The organism is Candidatus Margulisiibacteriota bacterium (genome assembly GCA_031268855.1).
In the GTDB taxonomy this organism is placed as follows: domain Bacteria; phylum Margulisbacteria; class Termititenacia; order Termititenacales; family Termititenacaceae; genus Termititenax.
The window spans coordinates 1-18,103 of the sequence record JAIRWS010000138.1; the positions used below are offsets into that span (position 1 = coordinate 1).

Sequence of the window (18,103 nt, forward strand, 5' to 3'; positions counted from 1 at the left end):
ATTTGCCGCGCGTACATAACTATATATTCACCGCCTAAAAATACATCTGCTTATAAACTCACAAAAAAGTAATTACCCACTTATCGAAAAAATATACCTTTGAAATGCATCGAATTTTGTTGTTTTTTCGCCAGATCTTTAGACGCTTCACTTCCGCAGGCGCACTTTGGCATATGTTTTTTATGGTAGAATTATTTAGTTATTATGCAATCAAGCAACTATCTTATCTTTGTAGACGAAGCAGGCGATCACTTACTTACGAAATATCCGCCGGATTTTTCAGTGTTTGTTTTGGCTTTTGTTATTGTGACAAAGGCTGAATACTGCGACCGGTTATTGCCTGAATTTGCCAAATTAAAGCTCAAATATTTTCCCGATGTGAACATTATATTTCACGAACGGGAAATAAGAAAAGCCCAGGGAAAATTTGAAATATTAACCGATACTAAGACTCGTACAGATTTTATGTGTGATCTGTCCAGCTTAATGCAAGAAATAAATTATAAAATTGTGGCTGTGGCGATAAATAAAATGGAAAAAGCCAGAGATAATTTGTTAACTGAGAATCTTTATGAACTTGGCGTCGAATGTTGGAGGATATGGCTTGCAGTTTGCCGACCTGATAGCGCGTCCAATAGGGACACACATTTTAAAACCAAAACAACCAAATAGAGCCTGGCAAATAATTGAAAACAAAATCTATGATTTAATTGTTTTACCAAAATAAAAAGCGGTTGCCTAAACAACCGCCGGACGAGTTCCCCATCCCACTTATAAGCTCTATCATACACTCTTTAAAACATAAAATCAATAGGATCAAACAATAAATTCTTTACAAAAATGGCTTGGGGAAAATTAAAAGATTGTGTTATTTTTCTTTCTGATACTGTCATTGATGAATTGAAAAACACAGCGCAGCCGATATATTCAGCAGGGTATATTTCCAGAAAAATATTTGGCTGATGCCTTTTGCATATGGCAATTGCTTCAGTCAACCAAGTAAGTATTTTACTGAGCTGGAATTTTACACACTTGGTCAAAGTTAAAACGCGTCGTTCGGTGGCACTGGTAAATACCGAGCAGAATTATTTGCCTGTGGAAATTATTGCTCCACCGGAATTGTAACCGTTGAGGCAGCCGCCTTCTCCCAATGGGATAATTTTCCCGAACTTACGATAAAATAACAGTATGCAGCTTAAAATAATTGCCAATCACCAACACCCGCTGACGGAAATCCTGTTAAACGGCGAGCGGATCATGAGCGCCGACAAAGCAGCGACGGACAAATATTTCGACACCTTTATCATACTCAGTGATTATCAAGAACTCACTCAATCTAGCTATGTCAAAGACATGCTGTCCTGCGTCGTGTTAAAAAACAATAACAGCACCTGGGTAACTTCCAGCCTCAGCATCAACACACCGCCCAGTGACCGAAGCCTGCGTCAGCCGGTTTTCCTGCCCAAATTCAATTTTCGCCGGCTGCTTTCGGCCAAACAGAGCAAGACGGAAGGCGTTTTTGAATTGACCTTACAACCTCATATTATTCAGGACAACAGCCAAAAAATAATCAGCCTTTCCGCCATCCTGCAATGTGATGGCGAAACGATCGCCAATTTGGAGCAGCGCGAAATATTCAGAGAACTGGCGCAGGAGCTTCTGCAGAAAAAGCCGCCGCTAAGCAATAAGCAGCTCTGGCAAAACATTCGTGATCTGCAGCCAATGCGTCTGCCCGGTCTGAAAACATTTCCGCCGGCAATACGCCGAAAACTGGAGCTGCTCGGCCTTGCGCATATGTCTATTCAAGACAGCCTGATCAAAAATTTCAAGAATTATCTGGAGCAGCTCAAAATGTTCCCTAAAATGCCGCTGACCCTGCGCGCCGCTCTGGCGCTGGAAGCCTGTCAAAACGAAGCGTTAAATAATAACGACCAAACTTTGCGCGTTATCGAAGACATTACCTATCTGGCTGATCGTGTTTTCAATCAGGATATTTCTGGCAAAAAACTAGACCTGCCACAGAACAACGGCCAGGCGCTGGCCATTATTGCCGAGTATTTCACGCTGGAAGACATTTTGCAGATCTACTGCCATCTGCCGGAAGCGTCCCGCCGTTCGCTGGTTTTTATTTCTGCCTGGGAGCCGGATTTTATTCCGCAGGAAACAAAATTAACCAGCAAAACGATCCGCAACGACGACGCGCAGGAGCTTTGCTCTCTATTAGAACTGGGCTACTACATCAGTGATGAAACTGTGGAAAAATTCCAAAGCGAAAATGCGCTTTCTCCAGAACTGGTCTTGAGCATTCTGGATCGGGACGCGCTACACAACGGAAACAACCGCTATACCGGCGGCATTATTGTCGTTAATAAGGAAAAGGAAGTAAAAAATTTCGTTAAGGCTTTCACTCAATTATTTAAGCCCAATCCAGAATATACCTTCGAACGGCGGCAATTTCACAAGCGCGAGCAAATTCTTGGCAAAATTTACGGCAAATTTGTCCGCCGCCTGTTTACCCATCACAAACCCGCTAAAATGCTGGCGGACGATTCGCGGCAGTACGAGAAATATATTCGGGAAGCTCTGGAGGAATGTCTGTCTCCGGCGCTGCTGGAATTATTGACCGGCACCGACCGGGAAAATCTGCAAGTGGCGGTAAAGGTTCTTACCGCTAAAACCGCGGCTGAACAAAAAGAACTTAAAGAATATGTCGCCTCGCGCGCCCATTTTTTGGCCGAGGCCGGCGGCTATTCCCAAATAAATCCTTAGTGTATACTGCTTAAATTGTGTCCCGCAAAATTTTAGTCACCAGCGCGCTGCCTTACGCCAATGGCAGCATTCATCTCGGCCACCTGGTCGAGTATATTCAGACCGACATTTGGACGCGTTTTCAGAAACTTTCCGGCCAGGAATGTCTTTATGTCTGCGCTGACGACACGCACGGCACACCGATCATGCTTTCGGCCAGACGCCAGAACATCACGCCGGAAGAATTGATCTCCAAAATGCAGGACGAACATACCGCGGATTTTCGGGCTTTTCATATTGGCTTTGACAATTATTACTCGACTAACTCACCGGAAAACAAAGAGCTGTCCGAGTTATTCTACTCCCGGGCGCAGGCCAAAGGTCTGATCGAGGAAAAAGAAATCTCGCAGGCTTACTGTGAAAAATGCCGGATGTTCCTGCCTGACCGTTTCATCAAAGGCGCCTGCCCTCAATGCGGGGCGGCGGAACAATACGGCGACAGCTGCGAAGTCTGCTCGGCCACTTACGCGCCGACCGATCTAAAAGACGCGCACTGCGCGGAGTGCGGGGCAAAGCCGGTGCGAAAAAAAAGCCGGCATTATTTTTTTAAACTCAGCGCTCTGGAAAAAGAGCTGCTGGCCTGGGTCAAAGCCGGCCATATTCAGACCGAGATTTATAACAAACTGCTGGAGTGGTTCCAGCAGGGTCTGCGCGACTGGGACATCTCCCGCGACGCGCCGTATTTTGGTTTTAAAATCCCCGGCACAGACGATAAGTTTTTTTACGTCTGGCTGGACGCGCCGGTCGGCTACATTGCTTCGACTAAAAATTTCTGCGCCAAAACCGGCCGCCATTTTGAGGACATTTGGCTGAAAGACGGCTATGAAATTCACCATTTTATCGGCAAAGATATTTTGTATTTTCACACTTTGTTCTGGCCGGCTCTGCTTCTGGCCGCGGGATTTCGCACGCCGGATCAGGTGCATGTTCACGGTTTCCTGACCGTCAACGGTGAAAAAATGTCCAAGAGCCGCGGCACATTTATTCAGGCGCGCAAATATTTAGACGCTGGTTTAAAGCCGGAATATCTGCGTTATTATTACGCGGCCAAACTCGGCCCATCGCTCAATGACATTGATCTGAACATCAGCGATTTTGTCTCCAAAGTCAATGCGGATCTTGTGAATAAACTGGTCAATATCGGCAGCCGCCTGGGCAGCATAGCCAATAAAAAACTGAACAGCGTTTTGACGCGGCCGGACGCGGCCGGACAGACAGTTTTGGCAGAAATAATTTCCGCGCAGACCGAAATTACGCGGGCTTACGAAGAGCTGGAGCTACATAAAGCCATGCGGGAGATCATGCGCCTGGCCGACGCCGCCAACAAATACATCAACGACAGCGCACCGTGGAATGTGGTAAAAACAGATACGGCGCAGGCCGCGCGGATCTGCGCCAGCGGACTGAACTGTCTTAAAATATTGACCGCTTACATCAAGCCTGTTCTGCCGGTCATTGCCGCGGGTGTGGAAAAATTTTTGAACTGCGGCGAGTTAAATTTTCAGAACGCTCCAGACTTGCTGCTGGATCACAAGATCAACGCTTACGAGCATCTGGCGCAGCGGCTTGATGAGGCTGATGTAAATAAAAAACTTTTAGAGTAAAATAACCTGGTAAATATAGTTGGGGGAATATTTTGCCGCAAGCGAGTTTTGGCTTGAACTTAACAAGCAGCGCGGCTGCGACGTTAAGTGAGAGACTCGGCTCGCGGCGGCAAAGATATTCCCCCAACACCAAAGGAGCGCTTTATGGTAAAAGAATTAAATAACGCGGAATTTCAAAAAGAAGTCCTGGAAAGCGCTGCGCCGGCGCTGGTGGATTTCTGGGCGCCGTGGTGCGGCCCCTGCCGGATGATGGCTCCGGTGCTAGAAGAAGCCGCCGTGCAGCTGGGCGCTAAACTAAAAATCGCCAAAATCAACACGGATGAAAACCCGGAACTGGCCGCCAATTACAATATTGTCAGCATCCCCTGCTTGATCCTTTTCAAAGGCGGAAAAGAAGTTGAGCGTTTTATCGGCGTGCAGCCGCGTGACGCGCTGCTGGCCAAAATCCAGACGCATCTTTAAAAATCGTCTTTTTACAAAATACAAGGCCGCTCCGCGGCCGAAGCAGGTTTTCTAACTAAACGGGAAAAATTTTTGAAATTTTTTGAGACTGCTTACGATATATTTATGTACCCGGAGATAGTTTTTCCCTTCCCCCCTTTAAAACTATTTCCGGCGAAGCAAAGCGGGCCGCCATTTCTCCCCCCATTTATGGCGGCCCGTTCCTAAAAATCACAAGTTTTTCAAAAGATACGTTACGGCGGCTTCCACTGATTTTATTCCGGCCAGCGCGGCCTGATTTTTGCGGAGTATCTCTTCGGTTTCCCGCGCTGTGTACCCCAGCGCGTTGAGCGCGGCGCGGATTTCCAGCAAAAAACCCTGTTCCAGCTGACCAGCCGGCCAGGCCGCCGCTTTAGCGTTTTTATCCGTGAGCAATTCCGGGAAAAATTTGCCGATCTTGTCTTTTAATTCCACGACCACTTTTTCGGCGGTCTTTTTACCGATATTTAAACCCGCCGTGTCGCCACGGTAAATAATATTTACGAGCTCCGCCGCCGAATGCGCCGCCAAAATAGTCATGGCCATTTTCGGCCCGATGCCGGAAACACCCAGCAGCGCCAGGAATAATTTGCGCTCCGGCCAGCCCGAAAATCCGTACAGCACATTGGTGTCCTCGCGGATATGCTGATAAATAAAGAAAGATTGTTCGGTTTGTTCCGGCGGCAGAGCCTGCAAAGCGCGCTCGCTTAAATAGATCTGATACCCGACATCCTGCGCCAGCAAAACAACACTTTGCTCATCGCGCGCGATTATCTGTCCCTGCAAATATGCTATCATTTTTTTACTTTCCTGCTTTTATTTTCACTCTGTCCAGTATCGAGCTTTGCGCATGACAGATCGCCGTAGCTAAAGCATCCGCTGTGTCATCCGACTTGATTATTTCTTGTAAGCCCAGCAAGCGTTTGACCATGAGCTGCACCTGTTTTTTATCGGCGCGGCCATAACCGCAAACGCTGGTCTTGATCTGATCCGGCCGGTATTCCGCTAGTGTAACGCCGGCCTGTATCGCCGTCAAAAGTATCACGCCCCGCGCCTGCGCGACCGAAATGCCGGTGGTGACATTTTTTGAAAAAAACAACTGCTCCACCGCCGCGACATCCGGCTCGTATTTGGCCAAAATTTCCGTCATTTGCGTGTAAATGCGCAGGAGCCTTTCGCTTTGCGGCATTTGCGGCGGGTTCTTGATACAGCCGTGCGCCAGCATGGACAGGCGATTGCCCTGTTGGCTGACCAAACCCCAGCCGACTAAAGCCGTGCCGGGATCGATACCGAGAATGAGGCGGCTGTTTTTTTTCATTCCAGCATTTCCCGCAAAGTTTTTTCAGTGATCAGCGGCACGCCTAGTTTTTTAGCTTTGTCCGCTTTGCTGCCTGGACTGTCGCCCAGCAAAACATAGCTGGTCTTTTTGCTGACACTCGACGACACACTGCCGCCGTGCGATTTGATCAATTCTTCGGCCTCACCGCGGCTCAAGGTCGGCAAAGCTCCGGTCAGGACAAAAGTTTGACCGGCCAGCGCGTTGGAAATTCGCGCGCGATTATCGTCCAGGACGACGCCGGCTTCTTGCAGGCGGCTGATCGTTTTCCGCAATTCCGGCGCCCGCAAAGCGGCGGACAAAGAACGCGCCACCACTTCGCCGACGCCGTCGGTATTGGCCAATTCGTCCTCCGCGGCGGCCAGCAAATCGTCTATCGAATGAAATTTGTCCGCCAATTTTTCCGCCACATACTGCCCGACATGCCGGATGCCCAGTCCGAATAAGATCCGCGCCAGTCCCGCCTGTTTGCTTTTTTCAAGCGCGGCCAGCAGATTTTGCACGGATTTTTCGCCCATGCGGTCAAGTTCTATCAAGTCCTCACAGCACAGGTAATACAGATCAGCGGGGTCATGAACCAGACCGGCTTTATTTAGCTGCTCAACAATTTGCTCGCCGCAGCCCTCGATATCCGCCGCGTCTTTACTGACAAAATGCTTCAAGGCGCCCTTGATGCGCGCCGGACAAGCGGCATTGGGGCAGCGCCAAACCGCGTCGTCCTCGGTGTCTTTGACAGCGGCCGCGCCGCAGACCGGACATTTTTTAGGAAAGACAAATTTCTTTCCGCGGACACTGACTGCAAGCCCGTTAGGGAGCGGAGTAGAAGTGTCCGCGGCGGCCACGCTGACCACTTCCGGTATCACCTCGCCGGCGCGCTGAATGATCACCTGATCGCCGATCCGCACATCCTTGCGCTTGATCTCGTCCTCGTTGTGCAGCGTCGCGTTGGATACGATCACGCCGTTCAGCTCCACCGGCGTCAAACGCGCCACCGGCGTCAGCGCGCCCGTGCGGCCTACCTGTATATCGATCGCTTCCAGTTTGGTCACGGCTTGCTCCGGAGCATACTTGTAGGCGATCGCCCAGCGCGGCGCTTTGGTTGTGAAGCCCAGTTTTTGCTGAGCGGTGATGGAATTAACCTTGATCACAATGCCATCCGTGTCATAGTCCAGCTCTTGGCGCCGCGCTTCCCATTCTTGAATGTATTTTTCGACGGCCGCCAAACCGCGGCAGACCCGCCGGTGCGAATTGAGTTTGAAACCCAGCTTTTGGATCAGCTGATAACCAGCCTCCTGCGTGTCATGTTCGGCAATGACGCCGTAGCAAAACATGTCCAGACGGCGCGTGGCCGTGACCTGAGGATCGAGCTGGCGCAGACTGCCCGCCGCGGCGTTGCGCGGATTGGCAAAACCTTCCAGCTTTCCAAATTCCGAACGCTTGATATAAATCTCACCGCGGACAACAAGATCCCGCGCTTCCGGCAGACGCAGCGGTATCGCGCGGACGGTTTTCAGATTTTCCGTCACGTTCTCGCCTTTTTTGCCGTCGCCGCGTGTCGCGCCCAGCGTGAACAAACCCCGGGTATAAGTCAGCGAAACAGCCAGCCCGTCAATTTTCAATTCGCAGATGTATTCGACTTCAGCGGCGTCAAGTCCCTTGCGCGCCCGCGCGTCAAATTCCGCTAAATCCGCGAAAGAAAAAGCATTGTCCAGCGAATACAGCGGCTCTTGATGCGCAACTGTTTCAAATTTTTCCAGCGGCGCGCCGCCTACTCTCTGCGTCGGCGAATCCGGCGTGCGCAGCTCGGGATGCGCCGTCTCCAGCGCCTGCAATCTCTGCAGCAGCGCGTCGTATTCCTGATCGGAAATTTCCGGCGTGTCAGCCACGTAGTAAAGCCGCTCATGACGCTGGATTTCCTGACGCAGCCGGGCAATATCTTGCTGAATAGACATAGGTATAATTATACCGCTTTTGGGTACACTTTGATAAGAAAACCCAAGGAAGCGCTATGCAGGTAAAATTAATAAAATATATTGAAAAAAAGTATCCCCGATACACGGCCAGACCGGGAATGGAGCATCAGGCTTACCAGCTGGAAACGCGTATGGCTGGACTGACAGCCGACGATCTGGAACAGCTCAAAGAACAGGGGTTAATCCTGGTTAAAAAAACGCCAGAAACCGCACGGCCGGACAGTGTCCCTTCCCGGGAGGAAAAAGAGCTGACAGAATTCCTACGGAAAAAATACGACAATGGTATTCCTGCTGAAATAATCAAAGAAACCGCCGAGATACTTGCCGCCCGGAATAATATAAAAAATCCGCTGGCTTTTATTTTGCAGAACTGTCAAATCTTTTTTGAAGAAAAGCTTCTTCTAAATGCTTCCTATAAATTCAATCTGACAAAAGAAGTAAACTCTTTAATTATTCATTACAAGGAAAAAAAATGTAGTCTTATTCATAAACTTAGCGAACTTCTGCTACGGCAAATTTCAAAGGGCGAACATGATTTTATTTTTTATTTGACCGAAGCAAAAGAGATCGGTCTACGTGTCGACGGCGCCAATTTTATCCTGCCAGAGCTGTCAGCCACTCCGTCACAGCCATAATATAGCGCGCGGCCGGCCAGAGTATCAGCTGCGCCAAAACTAAAGTGGCCAGCAGGCGGCCGGCCTGCATAAAAAAAACCATGCTCCAAACGTCGTTGAGCGTGCGCTTGCCGTGCACGGCCTGATCGGTAATATGCGCACCAGTCGGATCGACCATGATCGACAGCAGCACCGTCGCCGCGCCGTTGACAATGCCGGAGAGCTGCACAGCAGTCGCGCGCTGATCGGGCAGGAACGCGCCGGCCAGCAGCGCCGCCAGGACACCGACCGCGTAAATCGCCACCATGACAACATTGAAATACAAAAAAGCGTGCGGAATGGCGCTGAATTTTATCCCACGAAAATAACTCAGTGCCGGCGGGCGCAGATTGATCAGAGCTTTCCAGAGACTGTGCGGCCGCAGAGTTTCGCGCAATAATTTTAGCACTGAGCCTTCGCGTTCAAAAACATAGACCGCTTTGACAAAAATATAAGCCATGCTCGGCGTCAGTAGCGCGCCTAGCAGATTGCCACCAAAAGCCGCCAAAATGACCAGCCGAAATTTAGTCAAAAGCGCCGTTTCCGCGCCGGTACGCACTGCCTGATCGACCATAGCGCCCAGCAGCGGCGCCTGAAACATATTGGACAGCCGCGCCACCAAAAAAGAAATGTTCACAAAAGAAATTGAAGTGGCGACCTGTTTGGTGCGCGCACCGGCCAGACGCATTGACAGCGCGAGACTCTCCATAGCATGGATCAAAAAAGTAAAACCACAGACTAAAGCGACAGTATTCACACGCGGATTATAACACGTTAAAAATCAGGCTCTGGCCAACGTTGGTTTTTTCACTCAAAATACGCCGCGCTGGATTTTTCGGTTTCCCAGACCGTGACTTTATAGACGGGCAGAATTTCTTTCAAATCCAGATAAATCTGTTTGGCGATATTTTCCGCGGTGGGCGAGACCGGCAAAACCTCGTTCAGGAATTTGTGATCAAACTTGGCCAGCTCCGCGTTCAGGGCTTTTTTCACGACCGCAAAATCGACCACCCAGCCGACTTCCGGCTCTTGTTTTTCGCCGCGCACAGCCAGCGCCACGCGCCAGTTATGCCCGTGCAGATTTTCGCAGGGACTGTTACTCTTGATAAGCTGGTGCGCGCCGGAAAATGAGCTCTCGACCGTCAACTCGAACATACTTGCCTCCTTGTCTCGCGCTGGCCACAAATTCAGAAAGTCCGGTTCCCGCGGCCAGCAGGTTTTCTTTAGTCAAGATCTCTTTGACCAGCGCCGCCGTGCCGGCCGCCGGATCGACATATTTTATTTTATTTCCGGCACAGGCGCGAATCGTCCGGTCGATCAAAGGATAATGCGTGCAGCCGTAGATCAGCGTGTCAATACCCGCGGCTAAAAGCGGCCGCAAATATTCCGCCGCCGCCACGCGCAGCTCCGGCGAATCAAACTCGCCCCGTTCGATCAGCGGCACAAATCGCGGACAGGCTTGCTCGTAAACCCGCACCGTAGGATTGAGGCTGGTCAAAATATTTTGGTAAGCGCGGGACTTAACCGTGGCCTCCGTGGCCAGCACGCCGATCTTTTTATTTTTGGTCAAAGCAAAAGCGGTGTTGGCGCCCGGCCCGATCACGCCGACTATCGGCAGCGCAAATTTATCTTTGCAGCGCTCCAGAGCGATGGCCGAGGAAGTGTTGCAGGCCACGACCACCAGTTTCACGCCGCGCTCGACAAAATAAGCCAATATTTCCTCATTGATAGCGATGATCTCCGCCGGCGTTTTTGCGCCATAGGGCATATGGGCCAGATCGGCATAATAAATTACGGATTCCTGCGGCAGCTGCTTTTGCAGCTCGCGCAGAACGGTCAGTCCGCCAATGCCGCTGTCAAATATGCCGATCGGATACTCATTCATGCGGAGATTATATACTGTAAGAACGGTATTCGTCATTGAGCTTAAGTTTTTAAAAATTAGTTTTATATATTCGCCGCGCCCGGTAACCCAGAACTTCAATACATATTCAGCGGGTCAACGTCGATCTCGATTTTAACCGGCGACTCCGCGGGAAAATCAGCATAATTTACGTCCAGGTCTTTTAGCAAAATCTGCCAGCGGTAATAACCTTTTAGTTTGCGGATAATACAGGGCGCCGGGCCCAGCGCCCGCGGCGCGTATTTTTGCGCGTAACGCTCCGCCATTTTTTTGGCCTGCGCTTCGTCAGCCGCCGCAAAAACGATCGCGGTCAGGCGGGAAAACGGCGGATAATTCAGCTCACGGCGCTGGATCAATTCCCGCGCGTAAAATCCCTGCGTGTCATGCCGGGCTGCGGCCTGCACCGCGTAATGCTCTGGCTGATAAGTCTGCACGATGACCTTGCCGGCTCGGTCACCGCGGCCGGCGCGCCCCGCGGCCTGCGTCAATAATTGAAAAGTCTGCTCGGCGGAACGAAAATCTGGCAGATTGAGCAGCGCGTCCGCCGCGATAATACCCACCAGAGTCACTGCGGAAAAATCGTGGCCTTTGGCGATCATCTGCGTGCCGAGCAGCACCGCGCGGTCTGCCTTCAAAAACTCTTTTAAAATCTTTTCGTGCGCGCCGCGTTTCTTCGTCGTATCGCTGTCCATACGCAGGATGCGCGCGTCGCCGAAATATTTTTGCAGCTCCGCCTCGGCTTTCTGTGTACCCGCGCCAAAATATTTGAGATAAGGCTGCCCGCATTTGGGGCATAGCCGGTCGGGAATTTTTTCCGCGCGGCCGCAGTAGTGGCATTTGGCCTGGCCGTCAGCATGATAGACCAGCGCCACACTGCAGCGCGGACACTCCAGCGTATAGCCACAGGCGCGGCAGCTGACAAAAGTGGCAAAACCACGGCGGTTCATCAGCAGCATAGCTTTGCCGCCGCTATCCAGACAGGCGCGCAGCTCTCTCTGCAAAGGCGCGGACAAAACCGAAAAATTACCGTTCTGTAACTCCGCGCGCATGTCCACGATCTCGACCGGCGGCAAAGGCCGGTCGTTGACGCGCCGCGGCAGATAGATATAGCCATAGCGGTCATCCGGCGGATTTTGGAATAACTGATAGGTTTCCAGCGCCGGCGTAGCCGTGCCCAGCGCCACTTTAGCGCCGCACAACTCCGCTCTTTTCAACGCCGCCGCCACCGCGTGATACCGCGGATTATTGTCCTGTTTGTAAGAGCCGTCCTGTTCCTCGTCGATAATGATCAAGCCGGGGTTTTGAAAAGGCGCGAATAAAGCTGAGCGCGCGCCGACCACCAGCTGCACTTCGTTATTGAGAATTTTTTGCTGGTTTTCCCGCCGCTGTTTAGGGGTCAGCGCGCTGTGCAGCACGGCAATCTCAAATCGTTCAGCAAATCTCTGCACCGTTTGCGGCGTCAAGGAAATTTCCGGCACCAGCACGATGACCTGCCGGCCGGCCGCGCAGACTTCCTGAGCGGCGCGCAAATAAATTTCCGTTTTGCCGCTGCCGGTCACGCCGTGGATCAAGACAAATTGTTTTTGCCGGATCAGCGACAGGGCTTTTTCTTGTTCCGGAGAGAGCTGCATATCAGGCGGTTAATTCGCCGGATTGTTTTAAAATGCGCCGCAGAACCAGCGGATAAAAAAGATTTTCCGCCAGCACGGCCAGCACGGCGGCGGACAAAACCAATTGCTCGACATTAAAAGCCCAGAGCAGCAGGATCAGCGCGCCGTCGTTGACGCGCAGGCCATAGGCTATTCTCCGGCAAAAATCCTCGCCAAAAAGATAACGTCGCGCCAAAAAATTATAGAGATAAAAAGCCGCCAGCCGCAGGACACACAGCACGGCCGCCGCACCCAGCGCCGGCCAGTCAATTTTCAGCCAGACAAAAATCAGCAAAAAAGTCAGCGCGTTGAGCAGACGCCAGAGTTCCAGATCGTAACGCAGACTCCAAACTTTCGTTTTAGCCAGCGCGTTCAGCAGACCCAGGATCAGCGCGGCGACAACGGCATGGTAAGACCAAAACTGATAGGCCAAAAGCAAAAAGGCCAGCTGCAGCCAGCGCGCCAGCAGAGAATCAGCCGGCTGTTTGGCCAGACAAATAAAAATCCGCCAGACCGCGAAAAAAAGCACGGCGGCGCCCACGCTGGTCAGGAGCAGCGGCCAGTCCCAAAAACGCCAGCAAAAACCCAGCAGCATAGCCGTAAAAGAACTCAAGGCGCCGAAACATTGCAGCACGGTCGTCAGCGGCCCACGCGCCGGCCAATAGCTCAAACGGCACAGCGGCTCATTGAAAGAGAGCAGGCCGGCCGCCAGGGAAAAACAAATCAGCCAGGGTTTCAGCGGCTCATAAAAATTAAAATACCGCGCGGCCAACAGCAGCGCGCCGACCGCCAGGCCGTAGATCAGCGCGGCATTGAAAAATAATTTGTACATTTTGCCGCGGACTATTTCCAGCCTGTGCCACGGAAAAGCATTGCCGATAAGATAAGCGGCCAAGACCAGTAAATAAGGAAAAAAAACATAACCGACCACGCCAAATTCAAAAGCATATGTATAGCCCGCCGCTTCCTGCCACGGCGCGAACGCCAGAGCCAGAGCCGCGCCGACCAGAGCAAAAACCACATTGTCCACGAAAAAGCGCGCCAAAGTCCACGCTGCGAAAAAAGCCAGTAACAGAATAATACCGGGCTGCAGTAAAAATTCCGTAATCTGCTGCATAATTTATATTGTATTATAAAACTGTGTTAAAATACATCGATTTAAAAACAAGGAGCAGTGTTAAATGACCGCCAAAATCGCAGTGCTGGCCGGCGACGGCATCGGCCCGGAAGTGATCGAACAAGGGCTAAAAGTTTTAGAAAAAACCGCGCGGAAATTTAATCTGCGTTTAGAATTCACGCCGGCCAAAGTCGGCGGCGCGGCTATAGAGCAGGAAGGCGCGGCGCTGCCCGCGGCCACGCTTAAAGTCTGCCAAAATTCTGACGCGATATTTTTCGGATCGGTGGGCGGGCCGCAATGGGAAAAACTGCCGCCGGAGCAGCAGCCGGAACGCGCCGCCTTGCTGCCTTTGCGCAAAATATTTAATCTTTACGCCAATCTGCGGCCAGCCATTTTATTTAAACAATTAAAAAACGCTTCACCCTTGCGCGCGGATATTGCCGGAGACGGCTTCGATCTGCTGATCCTGCGCGAGCTGACCAGCGGCATTTATTTCGGCCAGCCTAAAGGCCGCGCGGACGACAAAGCTTTTGACACGCTCTCTTACCGTGTGCCGGAGATCGTGCGCGTTACCAAAGTTGCTTTTGAGGCCGCGCGCAAGCGCCGCAAAAAAGTCACCTCGATTGACAAAGCCAATGTGCTGGCCACCTCGGTTATGTGGCGGGAAGTCGTGGTCGAAGTGGCCAAAGATTATCCGGACGTCGCGCTGCAGCACATGTACATCGACAATGCCGCCATGCAGTTAATTAAAAATCCCCACCAGTTTGACGTTGTGCTCTGCGACAATATGTTCGGCGACATACTTTCCGATGAGGCTTCCATGCTGACCGGTTCGATCGGCATGCTGCCTTCGGCCTCTTTGAGCGACGGCAGTTTCGGACTTTACGAGCCGTCCGGCGGCTCGGCGCCCGACATCGCCGGACAGAATATCGCCAATCCGATCGCCCAGATCCTGTCCGCCGCCCTGCTCTGCAAATATTCGCTCGGCCGCGGAGACGCGCACGACGCGATCTTTGCCGCCGTTAATCAAACGCTGGATGAAAATTACCGCACTCGTGATATAATATCTTCAGGTTGTCAGGAAGTTTCCACCTCACAAATGGGCGAACTGATCTGCGGCAAAATCTAAATTTTAGGAGGAAAAAATGGCAACTATCACCAAAGACATGACGATCCTGGAAGTTCTGCAAAACCACCCGCAGGCCGTTGAAGTGTTGCAGTCTTTAAATCTGGGCTGTCTGGGCTGCATCGCGGCGTCCGGCGAAAGCCTGGAGCAAGGCTTGACCGCGCACGGCTTAAATGTCAGCGAAGTGGTGGAAAAATTAAATCAAACTGTTACAGAATAAACTTCGGCAAAACACGCTCTTAAAAACAAAACCGCGCCGTTAATCAAGGTCGCGGATGGTATTGCCGCATTACTTTTTCCAGACGGTCTTTCGTAATATGCGTGTAAACCTGTGTCGTGGAAAGCGAAGAGTGGCCGAGCAGTTCCTGCACCGCGCGCAGATCCGCGCCGCCTTCCAATAAATGCGTGGCAAAAGAATGGCGCAGGGTGTGCGGCGTCACGTTTTTTGACAGACCGGCCAGTTTGGCATACTGCGCCAGATTGCGCTCGACAGACCGCTGGGTCAAACGGCCGCCTTTTAAATTTAGAAACAACGCGTTTTCTTTATTGTTATTATTTTTGGCCAAAACCGGCCGGACATTTTGCAGATAATCCCGCAAAGCACGCGCGGCGCGGGGACTGATCAAAACAATTCTCTCTTTAGCGCCCTTGCCCAAAATCCTGATCTCGCCAGCGTCCAAATCCAGATCAAGCGGCTGAATATTGACCAGCTCGCTGACGCGGATACCGGAAGCGTAAAGCAATTCATAAACCGCGGTGTCCCGGCCTCGTTTCAGATCAGCCGCGCCGCGCGCGCTAATTTCCAGCAGATTATTTATTTCCGCCACAGTCAAAAAATCCGGCATATTTTTTTCCAGTTTTGGCGAGTTGATCTTCTGCCAGGGATCGGCTTGAACTAATTTGTTTTTTAATAAAAACCGGCCAAAAGATTTATGCGCGGCGACGCAGCGCGCGATCGAGCGTTTGGCATAATCCAGCTTGGCCAAATATTTCAAATAACCGCGGATGGTCTCGACAGTCACCGCGGCGGCGTTTTGCTCGCGGCAATACTGCGCAAAATAACGCAGGTCGCGCGCGTAATTGCTAAGCGTGTGCGCTGAATAATTTTTATTCTGCCGGAGATAAGTTAGAAAAGCTGCCGCGGCGTCCGGCATCAGGCCACGCTTGGCACTTCCAGCGGCATATCCAGCGAAACGGATTTTTTACCGCGGTCAGCCGTTACGCCAGCGCCCAAACCATGCTGCGCGCGCAGTTCCGGCGTCAGCTCTTTTTCCGCGCCATGCTGATACAGCCACTTGGCCGGCTCTTTTTCGCGTAGATCAAGATGAATATACTGACGGTCAGGGTCGTAACCCAGTCCGGTAATTTCTGGAAAAGTTTCAAGATACCGGAAAATTTCCGGCAAAAATTCCGCCGCCGCGCTAATATCCACCGCTTTGCCAATGCCGTGATAATTGCGCTTCGGTCCCGGCTCTTCCAGCTCGACATTGTCGCAGACATAAGCGCGCTTGACCGTTAGCGGCTGATTAAATTTCGCCCAAACGTCTTCCAGGACGCCGACCAGTGTCAGAGAAACTTTTACTTCCTGCCGACATTGGCCGCAACGGCAAACGAACATATTACTGTCAAAATGTTCCGAAAGACTGCCCATAATTTGAAGTATAACATAAAACCCGACGTGTTATAATTCCGTTATGAACACCGCGCTTTATTATTTTACAGGCACCGGCAATTCGCTGGAGACAGCGCGGCTGATCGGCCAAAAACTGGGCAGCACGCAGCTGTTCAGCATCGCCAGTCTGCAAAAAGAAACCGTGGTAGTCTGCGCAGCCGAACGGATCGGCATTATTTTTCCGGTATACCTGTTCGGCCTGCCGCTGATCGTCCGCAATTTTGCCCAAAAACTCCGCGCGGTCAAAACCGCTGTGTATATTTTTTCTGTGGCAACTTATGGCGGGAATATCGGCGCGGCCAATCTCCAGCTGCAAAAAATCCTGCGCCAAAACGGTCTGGTTTTGCAGGGCGGGTTTGGCCTCAAAATGCCGGGGAATTACCTGCCGCTGTACGGCGCGCCGGCGCACAAAACGCTGGTCAAAATGATCGCTCAGGCCGGCGCGCAAACCAGCCGCCTTGCGGAACGGATACTCCACCAGGAAAAGGCTCTGGCCAGAAGTAATTTTTTCATACGCCCGCTGGGGCAATGGTTTTACAATAAAAATATGCCGACCCTGCCCGCAGCGGATAAAAATTTTCAGGTCAAAGATTCCTGCACCAGTTGCGGGATCTGCGCGCGTCTCTGTCCGGCTGGCAATATCTATCTGCAAAACGGCCGGCCAAATTGGCTACATCGCTGCGAACAATGTCTGGCCTGTCTGCAATGGTGCCCGGCCGAAGCCGTACAGTACGGCAAAAAAACCGCCAGCCGCCGGCGTTATCATCATCCGGCGATCAATGTATTGGACATAGAAAAATCCCGTTAAATTATTATTTTTAATTCTGGAAATTCTTTTTGCAGTTTTTGCTTCAAAACCGGCGTGATGATTTCTTCCGTCTCTTTATGACCGCAAATTTTTAATTCCAGCCCCAGCTCTTCGGCCAAAAGCTGGTCGTGATAACCAGCCTCGCCCGTGATCAATAATTCCGCGCCTTTCTCCCAGGCTTTCTGCACCAGAGAACCGCCCGAGCCGGAACACACCGCGATTTTTTTATATCCGGCATATTGAGAATTTTTCTCCGGCCGACCGGCCAGCCCGATACCGTAAACGCGGCCGCTGTTTTTCAAAGGATACAGATCATAAGCGATCTCTTCATAAGGATGCTTAGCCCGCACCGCATTGAGCAGAGCGCCGATTTTTTCTTCCGGGATAATCGTTTCAATTCTTACTTCGTTTACTTTTTCTAATTTATCTTGCCGGCCAATATAGGGTTTCGTCCCCGCCAACGGACGGAAAGTACCTGTGCCGTCCAGCCGAAAAGCGCAGTCTGAATAATTGCCGAGATGTCCGCCGCCCGCCGCGGCAATAGCTTCATGCACGGCCTCGACCGCTTCCGGCGGCGTGAAAACCACATATTTATACAGCTGTTCTTTGTAAGTCGGTTCCAATACTTCGCATTTTTCCGGCGCGAGGTCGCACTGTCTGGCCAGCGTCCAATTCACACCGTCCGGGGCGGCGTCCAGATTGGTATGCGCGACAAAGACCGCGATATTATTTCGCATAAGTTTGGCGATGTTTTGTCCAAGCGGCTGCCGCAGATCGATACGTTCCAGCGGCCGGAAAAACAAAGCGTGATGCGCGACGATCAGTCCGGCTTTTTGTTTGATCGCTCTGGCGATAACGCCGGAAGTTACATCCAGCGTCACTAGAATTTTTTTTACAGCCGCGTTTTTGTCGCCAAGCTGCAGGCCGATCTGTTTATCCCACGCGCAGGCATACTGCGGCGGCGCGATACGGTT

Annotated in this window: 20 protein-coding genes; 8 read left to right on the top strand and 12 right to left on the bottom strand. The window is 51.5% G+C overall.

Going from position 1 to position 18,103, the window contains the following annotated elements:
* The first annotated feature begins 204 nt into the window (after positions 1–204).
* On the top strand, positions 205–672 hold the full coding sequence (locus LBJ25_08095) for a hypothetical protein (protein ID MDR1453914.1): 468 nt from the start codon (positions 205–207) through the stop codon (positions 670–672).
* A 122-nt stretch (positions 673–794) separates the two neighbouring features.
* On the opposite strand, the gene LBJ25_08100 is transcribed toward LBJ25_08095, so the two are convergent.
* Positions 795–995, bottom strand: coding sequence for a hypothetical protein (locus LBJ25_08100; GenBank protein ID MDR1453915.1), 201 nt, complete (start codon positions 993–995; stop codon positions 795–797).
* A 193-nt stretch (positions 996–1,188) separates the two neighbouring features.
* On the opposite strand from LBJ25_08100, the gene LBJ25_08105 reads away from it, so the two are divergent.
* From LBJ25_08105 to trxA, 3 genes are all read left to right on the top strand, one after another.
* Positions 1,189–2,769, top strand: coding sequence for a hypothetical protein (locus LBJ25_08105; protein MDR1453916.1), 1,581 nt, complete (start codon positions 1,189–1,191; stop codon positions 2,767–2,769).
* A gap of 17 nt (positions 2,770–2,786) precedes the next feature.
* Complete coding sequence (metG, locus tag LBJ25_08110; GenBank protein ID MDR1453917.1) at positions 2,787–4,412, top strand: methionine--tRNA ligase; 1,626 nt, start codon at positions 2,787–2,789, stop codon at positions 4,410–4,412.
* A 144-nt stretch (positions 4,413–4,556) separates the two neighbouring features.
* Positions 4,557–4,874 (top strand): thioredoxin, encoded by a 318-nt coding sequence (trxA, locus tag LBJ25_08115; protein ID MDR1453918.1) that lies wholly within the window; start codon positions 4,557–4,559, stop codon positions 4,872–4,874.
* Positions 4,875–5,084: 210 nt separating this feature from the next.
* Here the strand turns inward: trxA and ruvA are convergent, their stop codons facing one another.
* The 3 genes from ruvA to ligA are packed head-to-tail and all read right to left on the bottom strand — an operon-like array spanning position 5,085 to position 8,180.
* A complete protein-coding gene (gene ruvA, locus LBJ25_08120) occupies positions 5,085–5,690 on the bottom strand; it encodes a Holliday junction branch migration protein RuvA (protein MDR1453919.1) in 606 nt (201 codons plus the stop codon).
* A gap of 4 nt (positions 5,691–5,694) precedes the next feature.
* Entirely contained in the window at positions 5,695–6,210 is a 516-nt protein-coding gene (gene ruvC / locus LBJ25_08125; GenBank protein MDR1453920.1) for a crossover junction endodeoxyribonuclease RuvC, read from the bottom strand.
* Complete coding sequence (ligA, locus tag LBJ25_08130; GenBank protein ID MDR1453921.1) at positions 6,207–8,180, bottom strand: NAD-dependent DNA ligase LigA; 1,974 nt, start codon at positions 8,178–8,180, stop codon at positions 6,207–6,209. The genes ruvC and ligA overlap by 4 nt, the downstream gene beginning before the upstream one ends.
* Before the next feature lie 56 nt (positions 8,181–8,236).
* Here ligA and LBJ25_08135 point away from each other — a divergent pair, with 56 nt between their 5' ends.
* Entirely contained in the window at positions 8,237–8,836 is a 600-nt protein-coding gene (locus tag LBJ25_08135; protein MDR1453922.1) for a hypothetical protein, read from the top strand.
* On the opposite strand, the gene LBJ25_08140 is transcribed toward LBJ25_08135, so the two are convergent.
* From LBJ25_08140 to LBJ25_08160, 5 genes are all read right to left on the bottom strand, one after another.
* Positions 8,796–9,611, bottom strand: coding sequence for a lipid II flippase Amj family protein (locus LBJ25_08140; GenBank protein ID MDR1453923.1), 816 nt, complete (start codon positions 9,609–9,611; stop codon positions 8,796–8,798). The genes LBJ25_08135 and LBJ25_08140 overlap by 41 nt on opposite strands.
* A gap of 50 nt (positions 9,612–9,661) precedes the next feature.
* Entirely contained in the window at positions 9,662–10,009 is a 348-nt protein-coding gene (gene queD / locus LBJ25_08145; GenBank protein ID MDR1453924.1) for a 6-carboxytetrahydropterin synthase QueD, read from the bottom strand.
* The gene (gene murI / locus LBJ25_08150) at positions 9,951–10,739 is read right to left on the bottom strand and encodes a glutamate racemase (protein MDR1453925.1); all 789 of its coding nucleotides are present in this window, start codon (positions 10,737–10,739) and stop codon (positions 9,951–9,953) included. Before murI ends, queD begins: the two co-directional genes overlap by 59 nt.
* Before the next feature lie 95 nt (positions 10,740–10,834).
* Complete coding sequence (priA, locus tag LBJ25_08155; GenBank protein ID MDR1453926.1) at positions 10,835–12,388, bottom strand: primosomal protein N'; 1,554 nt, start codon at positions 12,386–12,388, stop codon at positions 10,835–10,837.
* A 1-nt stretch (position 12,389) separates the two neighbouring features.
* Complete coding sequence (locus tag LBJ25_08160; protein MDR1453927.1) at positions 12,390–13,523, bottom strand: hypothetical protein; 1,134 nt, start codon at positions 13,521–13,523, stop codon at positions 12,390–12,392.
* Positions 13,524–13,587: 64 nt separating this feature from the next.
* Here LBJ25_08160 and leuB point away from each other — a divergent pair, with 64 nt between their 5' ends.
* Positions 13,588–14,652, top strand: a complete 1,065-nt coding sequence (gene leuB, locus LBJ25_08165) for a 3-isopropylmalate dehydrogenase (GenBank protein ID MDR1453928.1) — start codon at positions 13,588–13,590, stop codon at positions 14,650–14,652.
* A gap of 16 nt (positions 14,653–14,668) precedes the next feature.
* Entirely contained in the window at positions 14,669–14,869 is a 201-nt protein-coding gene (locus LBJ25_08170; protein MDR1453929.1) for a DUF1858 domain-containing protein, read from the top strand.
* Positions 14,870–14,912: 43 nt separating this feature from the next.
* Here the strand turns inward: LBJ25_08170 and xerC are convergent, their stop codons facing one another.
* Both xerC and LBJ25_08180 read right to left on the bottom strand, forming a co-directional pair.
* Positions 14,913–15,803, bottom strand: coding sequence for a tyrosine recombinase XerC (gene xerC, locus LBJ25_08175; protein ID MDR1453930.1), 891 nt, complete (start codon positions 15,801–15,803; stop codon positions 14,913–14,915).
* Complete coding sequence (locus tag LBJ25_08180; GenBank protein ID MDR1453931.1) at positions 15,803–16,300, bottom strand: hypothetical protein; 498 nt, start codon at positions 16,298–16,300, stop codon at positions 15,803–15,805. The genes xerC and LBJ25_08180 overlap by 1 nt, the downstream gene beginning before the upstream one ends.
* A gap of 43 nt (positions 16,301–16,343) precedes the next feature.
* Between LBJ25_08180 and LBJ25_08185 the strand changes: the two genes are divergently transcribed.
* On the top strand, positions 16,344–17,129 hold the full coding sequence (locus LBJ25_08185; GenBank protein ID MDR1453932.1) for an EFR1 family ferrodoxin: 786 nt from the start codon (positions 16,344–16,346) through the stop codon (positions 17,127–17,129).
* On the opposite strand, the gene LBJ25_08190 is transcribed toward LBJ25_08185, so the two are convergent.
* Positions 17,126–18,103 (bottom strand): Nif3-like dinuclear metal center hexameric protein (locus tag LBJ25_08190; GenBank protein MDR1453933.1); only part of this gene is annotated, 978 nt, incomplete at its 5' end. The genes LBJ25_08185 and LBJ25_08190 overlap by 4 nt on opposite strands.

Excerpts from the sequence above, each read along its gene's own strand:
- LBJ25_08095 (MDR1453914.1), top strand. The coding sequence starts at position 205 with ATGCAATCAAGCAACTATCTTATCTTTGTAGACGAAGCAGGCGATCAC.
- LBJ25_08105 (MDR1453916.1), top strand. The coding sequence starts at position 1,189 with ATGCAGCTTAAAATAATTGCCAATCACCAACACCCGCTGACGGAAATC.
- trxA (MDR1453918.1), top strand. The coding sequence starts at position 4,557 with ATGGTAAAAGAATTAAATAACGCGGAATTTCAAAAAGAAGTCCTGGAA.
- ruvA (MDR1453919.1), bottom strand. The coding sequence starts at position 5,690 with ATGATAGCATATTTGCAGGGACAGATAATCGCGCGCGATGAGCAAAGT.
- ruvC (MDR1453920.1), bottom strand. The coding sequence starts at position 6,210 with ATGAAAAAAAACAGCCGCCTCATTCTCGGTATCGATCCCGGCACGGCT.
- ligA (MDR1453921.1), bottom strand. The coding sequence starts at position 8,180 with ATGTCTATTCAGCAAGATATTGCCCGGCTGCGTCAGGAAATCCAGCGT.
- LBJ25_08135 (MDR1453922.1), top strand. The coding sequence starts at position 8,237 with ATGCAGGTAAAATTAATAAAATATATTGAAAAAAAGTATCCCCGATAC.
- queD (MDR1453924.1), bottom strand. The coding sequence starts at position 10,009 with ATGTTCGAGTTGACGGTCGAGAGCTCATTTTCCGGCGCGCACCAGCTT.
- murI (MDR1453925.1), bottom strand. The coding sequence starts at position 10,739 with ATGAATGAGTATCCGATCGGCATATTTGACAGCGGCATTGGCGGACTG.
- priA (MDR1453926.1), bottom strand. The coding sequence starts at position 12,388 with ATGCAGCTCTCTCCGGAACAAGAAAAAGCCCTGTCGCTGATCCGGCAA.
- LBJ25_08160 (MDR1453927.1), bottom strand. The coding sequence starts at position 13,523 with ATGCAGCAGATTACGGAATTTTTACTGCAGCCCGGTATTATTCTGTTA.
- leuB (MDR1453928.1), top strand. The coding sequence starts at position 13,588 with ATGACCGCCAAAATCGCAGTGCTGGCCGGCGACGGCATCGGCCCGGAA.
- LBJ25_08170 (MDR1453929.1), top strand. The coding sequence starts at position 14,669 with ATGGCAACTATCACCAAAGACATGACGATCCTGGAAGTTCTGCAAAAC.
- xerC (MDR1453930.1), bottom strand. The coding sequence starts at position 15,803 with ATGCCGGACGCCGCGGCAGCTTTTCTAACTTATCTCCGGCAGAATAAA.
- LBJ25_08180 (MDR1453931.1), bottom strand. The coding sequence starts at position 16,300 with ATGGGCAGTCTTTCGGAACATTTTGACAGTAATATGTTCGTTTGCCGT.
- LBJ25_08185 (MDR1453932.1), top strand. The coding sequence starts at position 16,344 with ATGAACACCGCGCTTTATTATTTTACAGGCACCGGCAATTCGCTGGAG.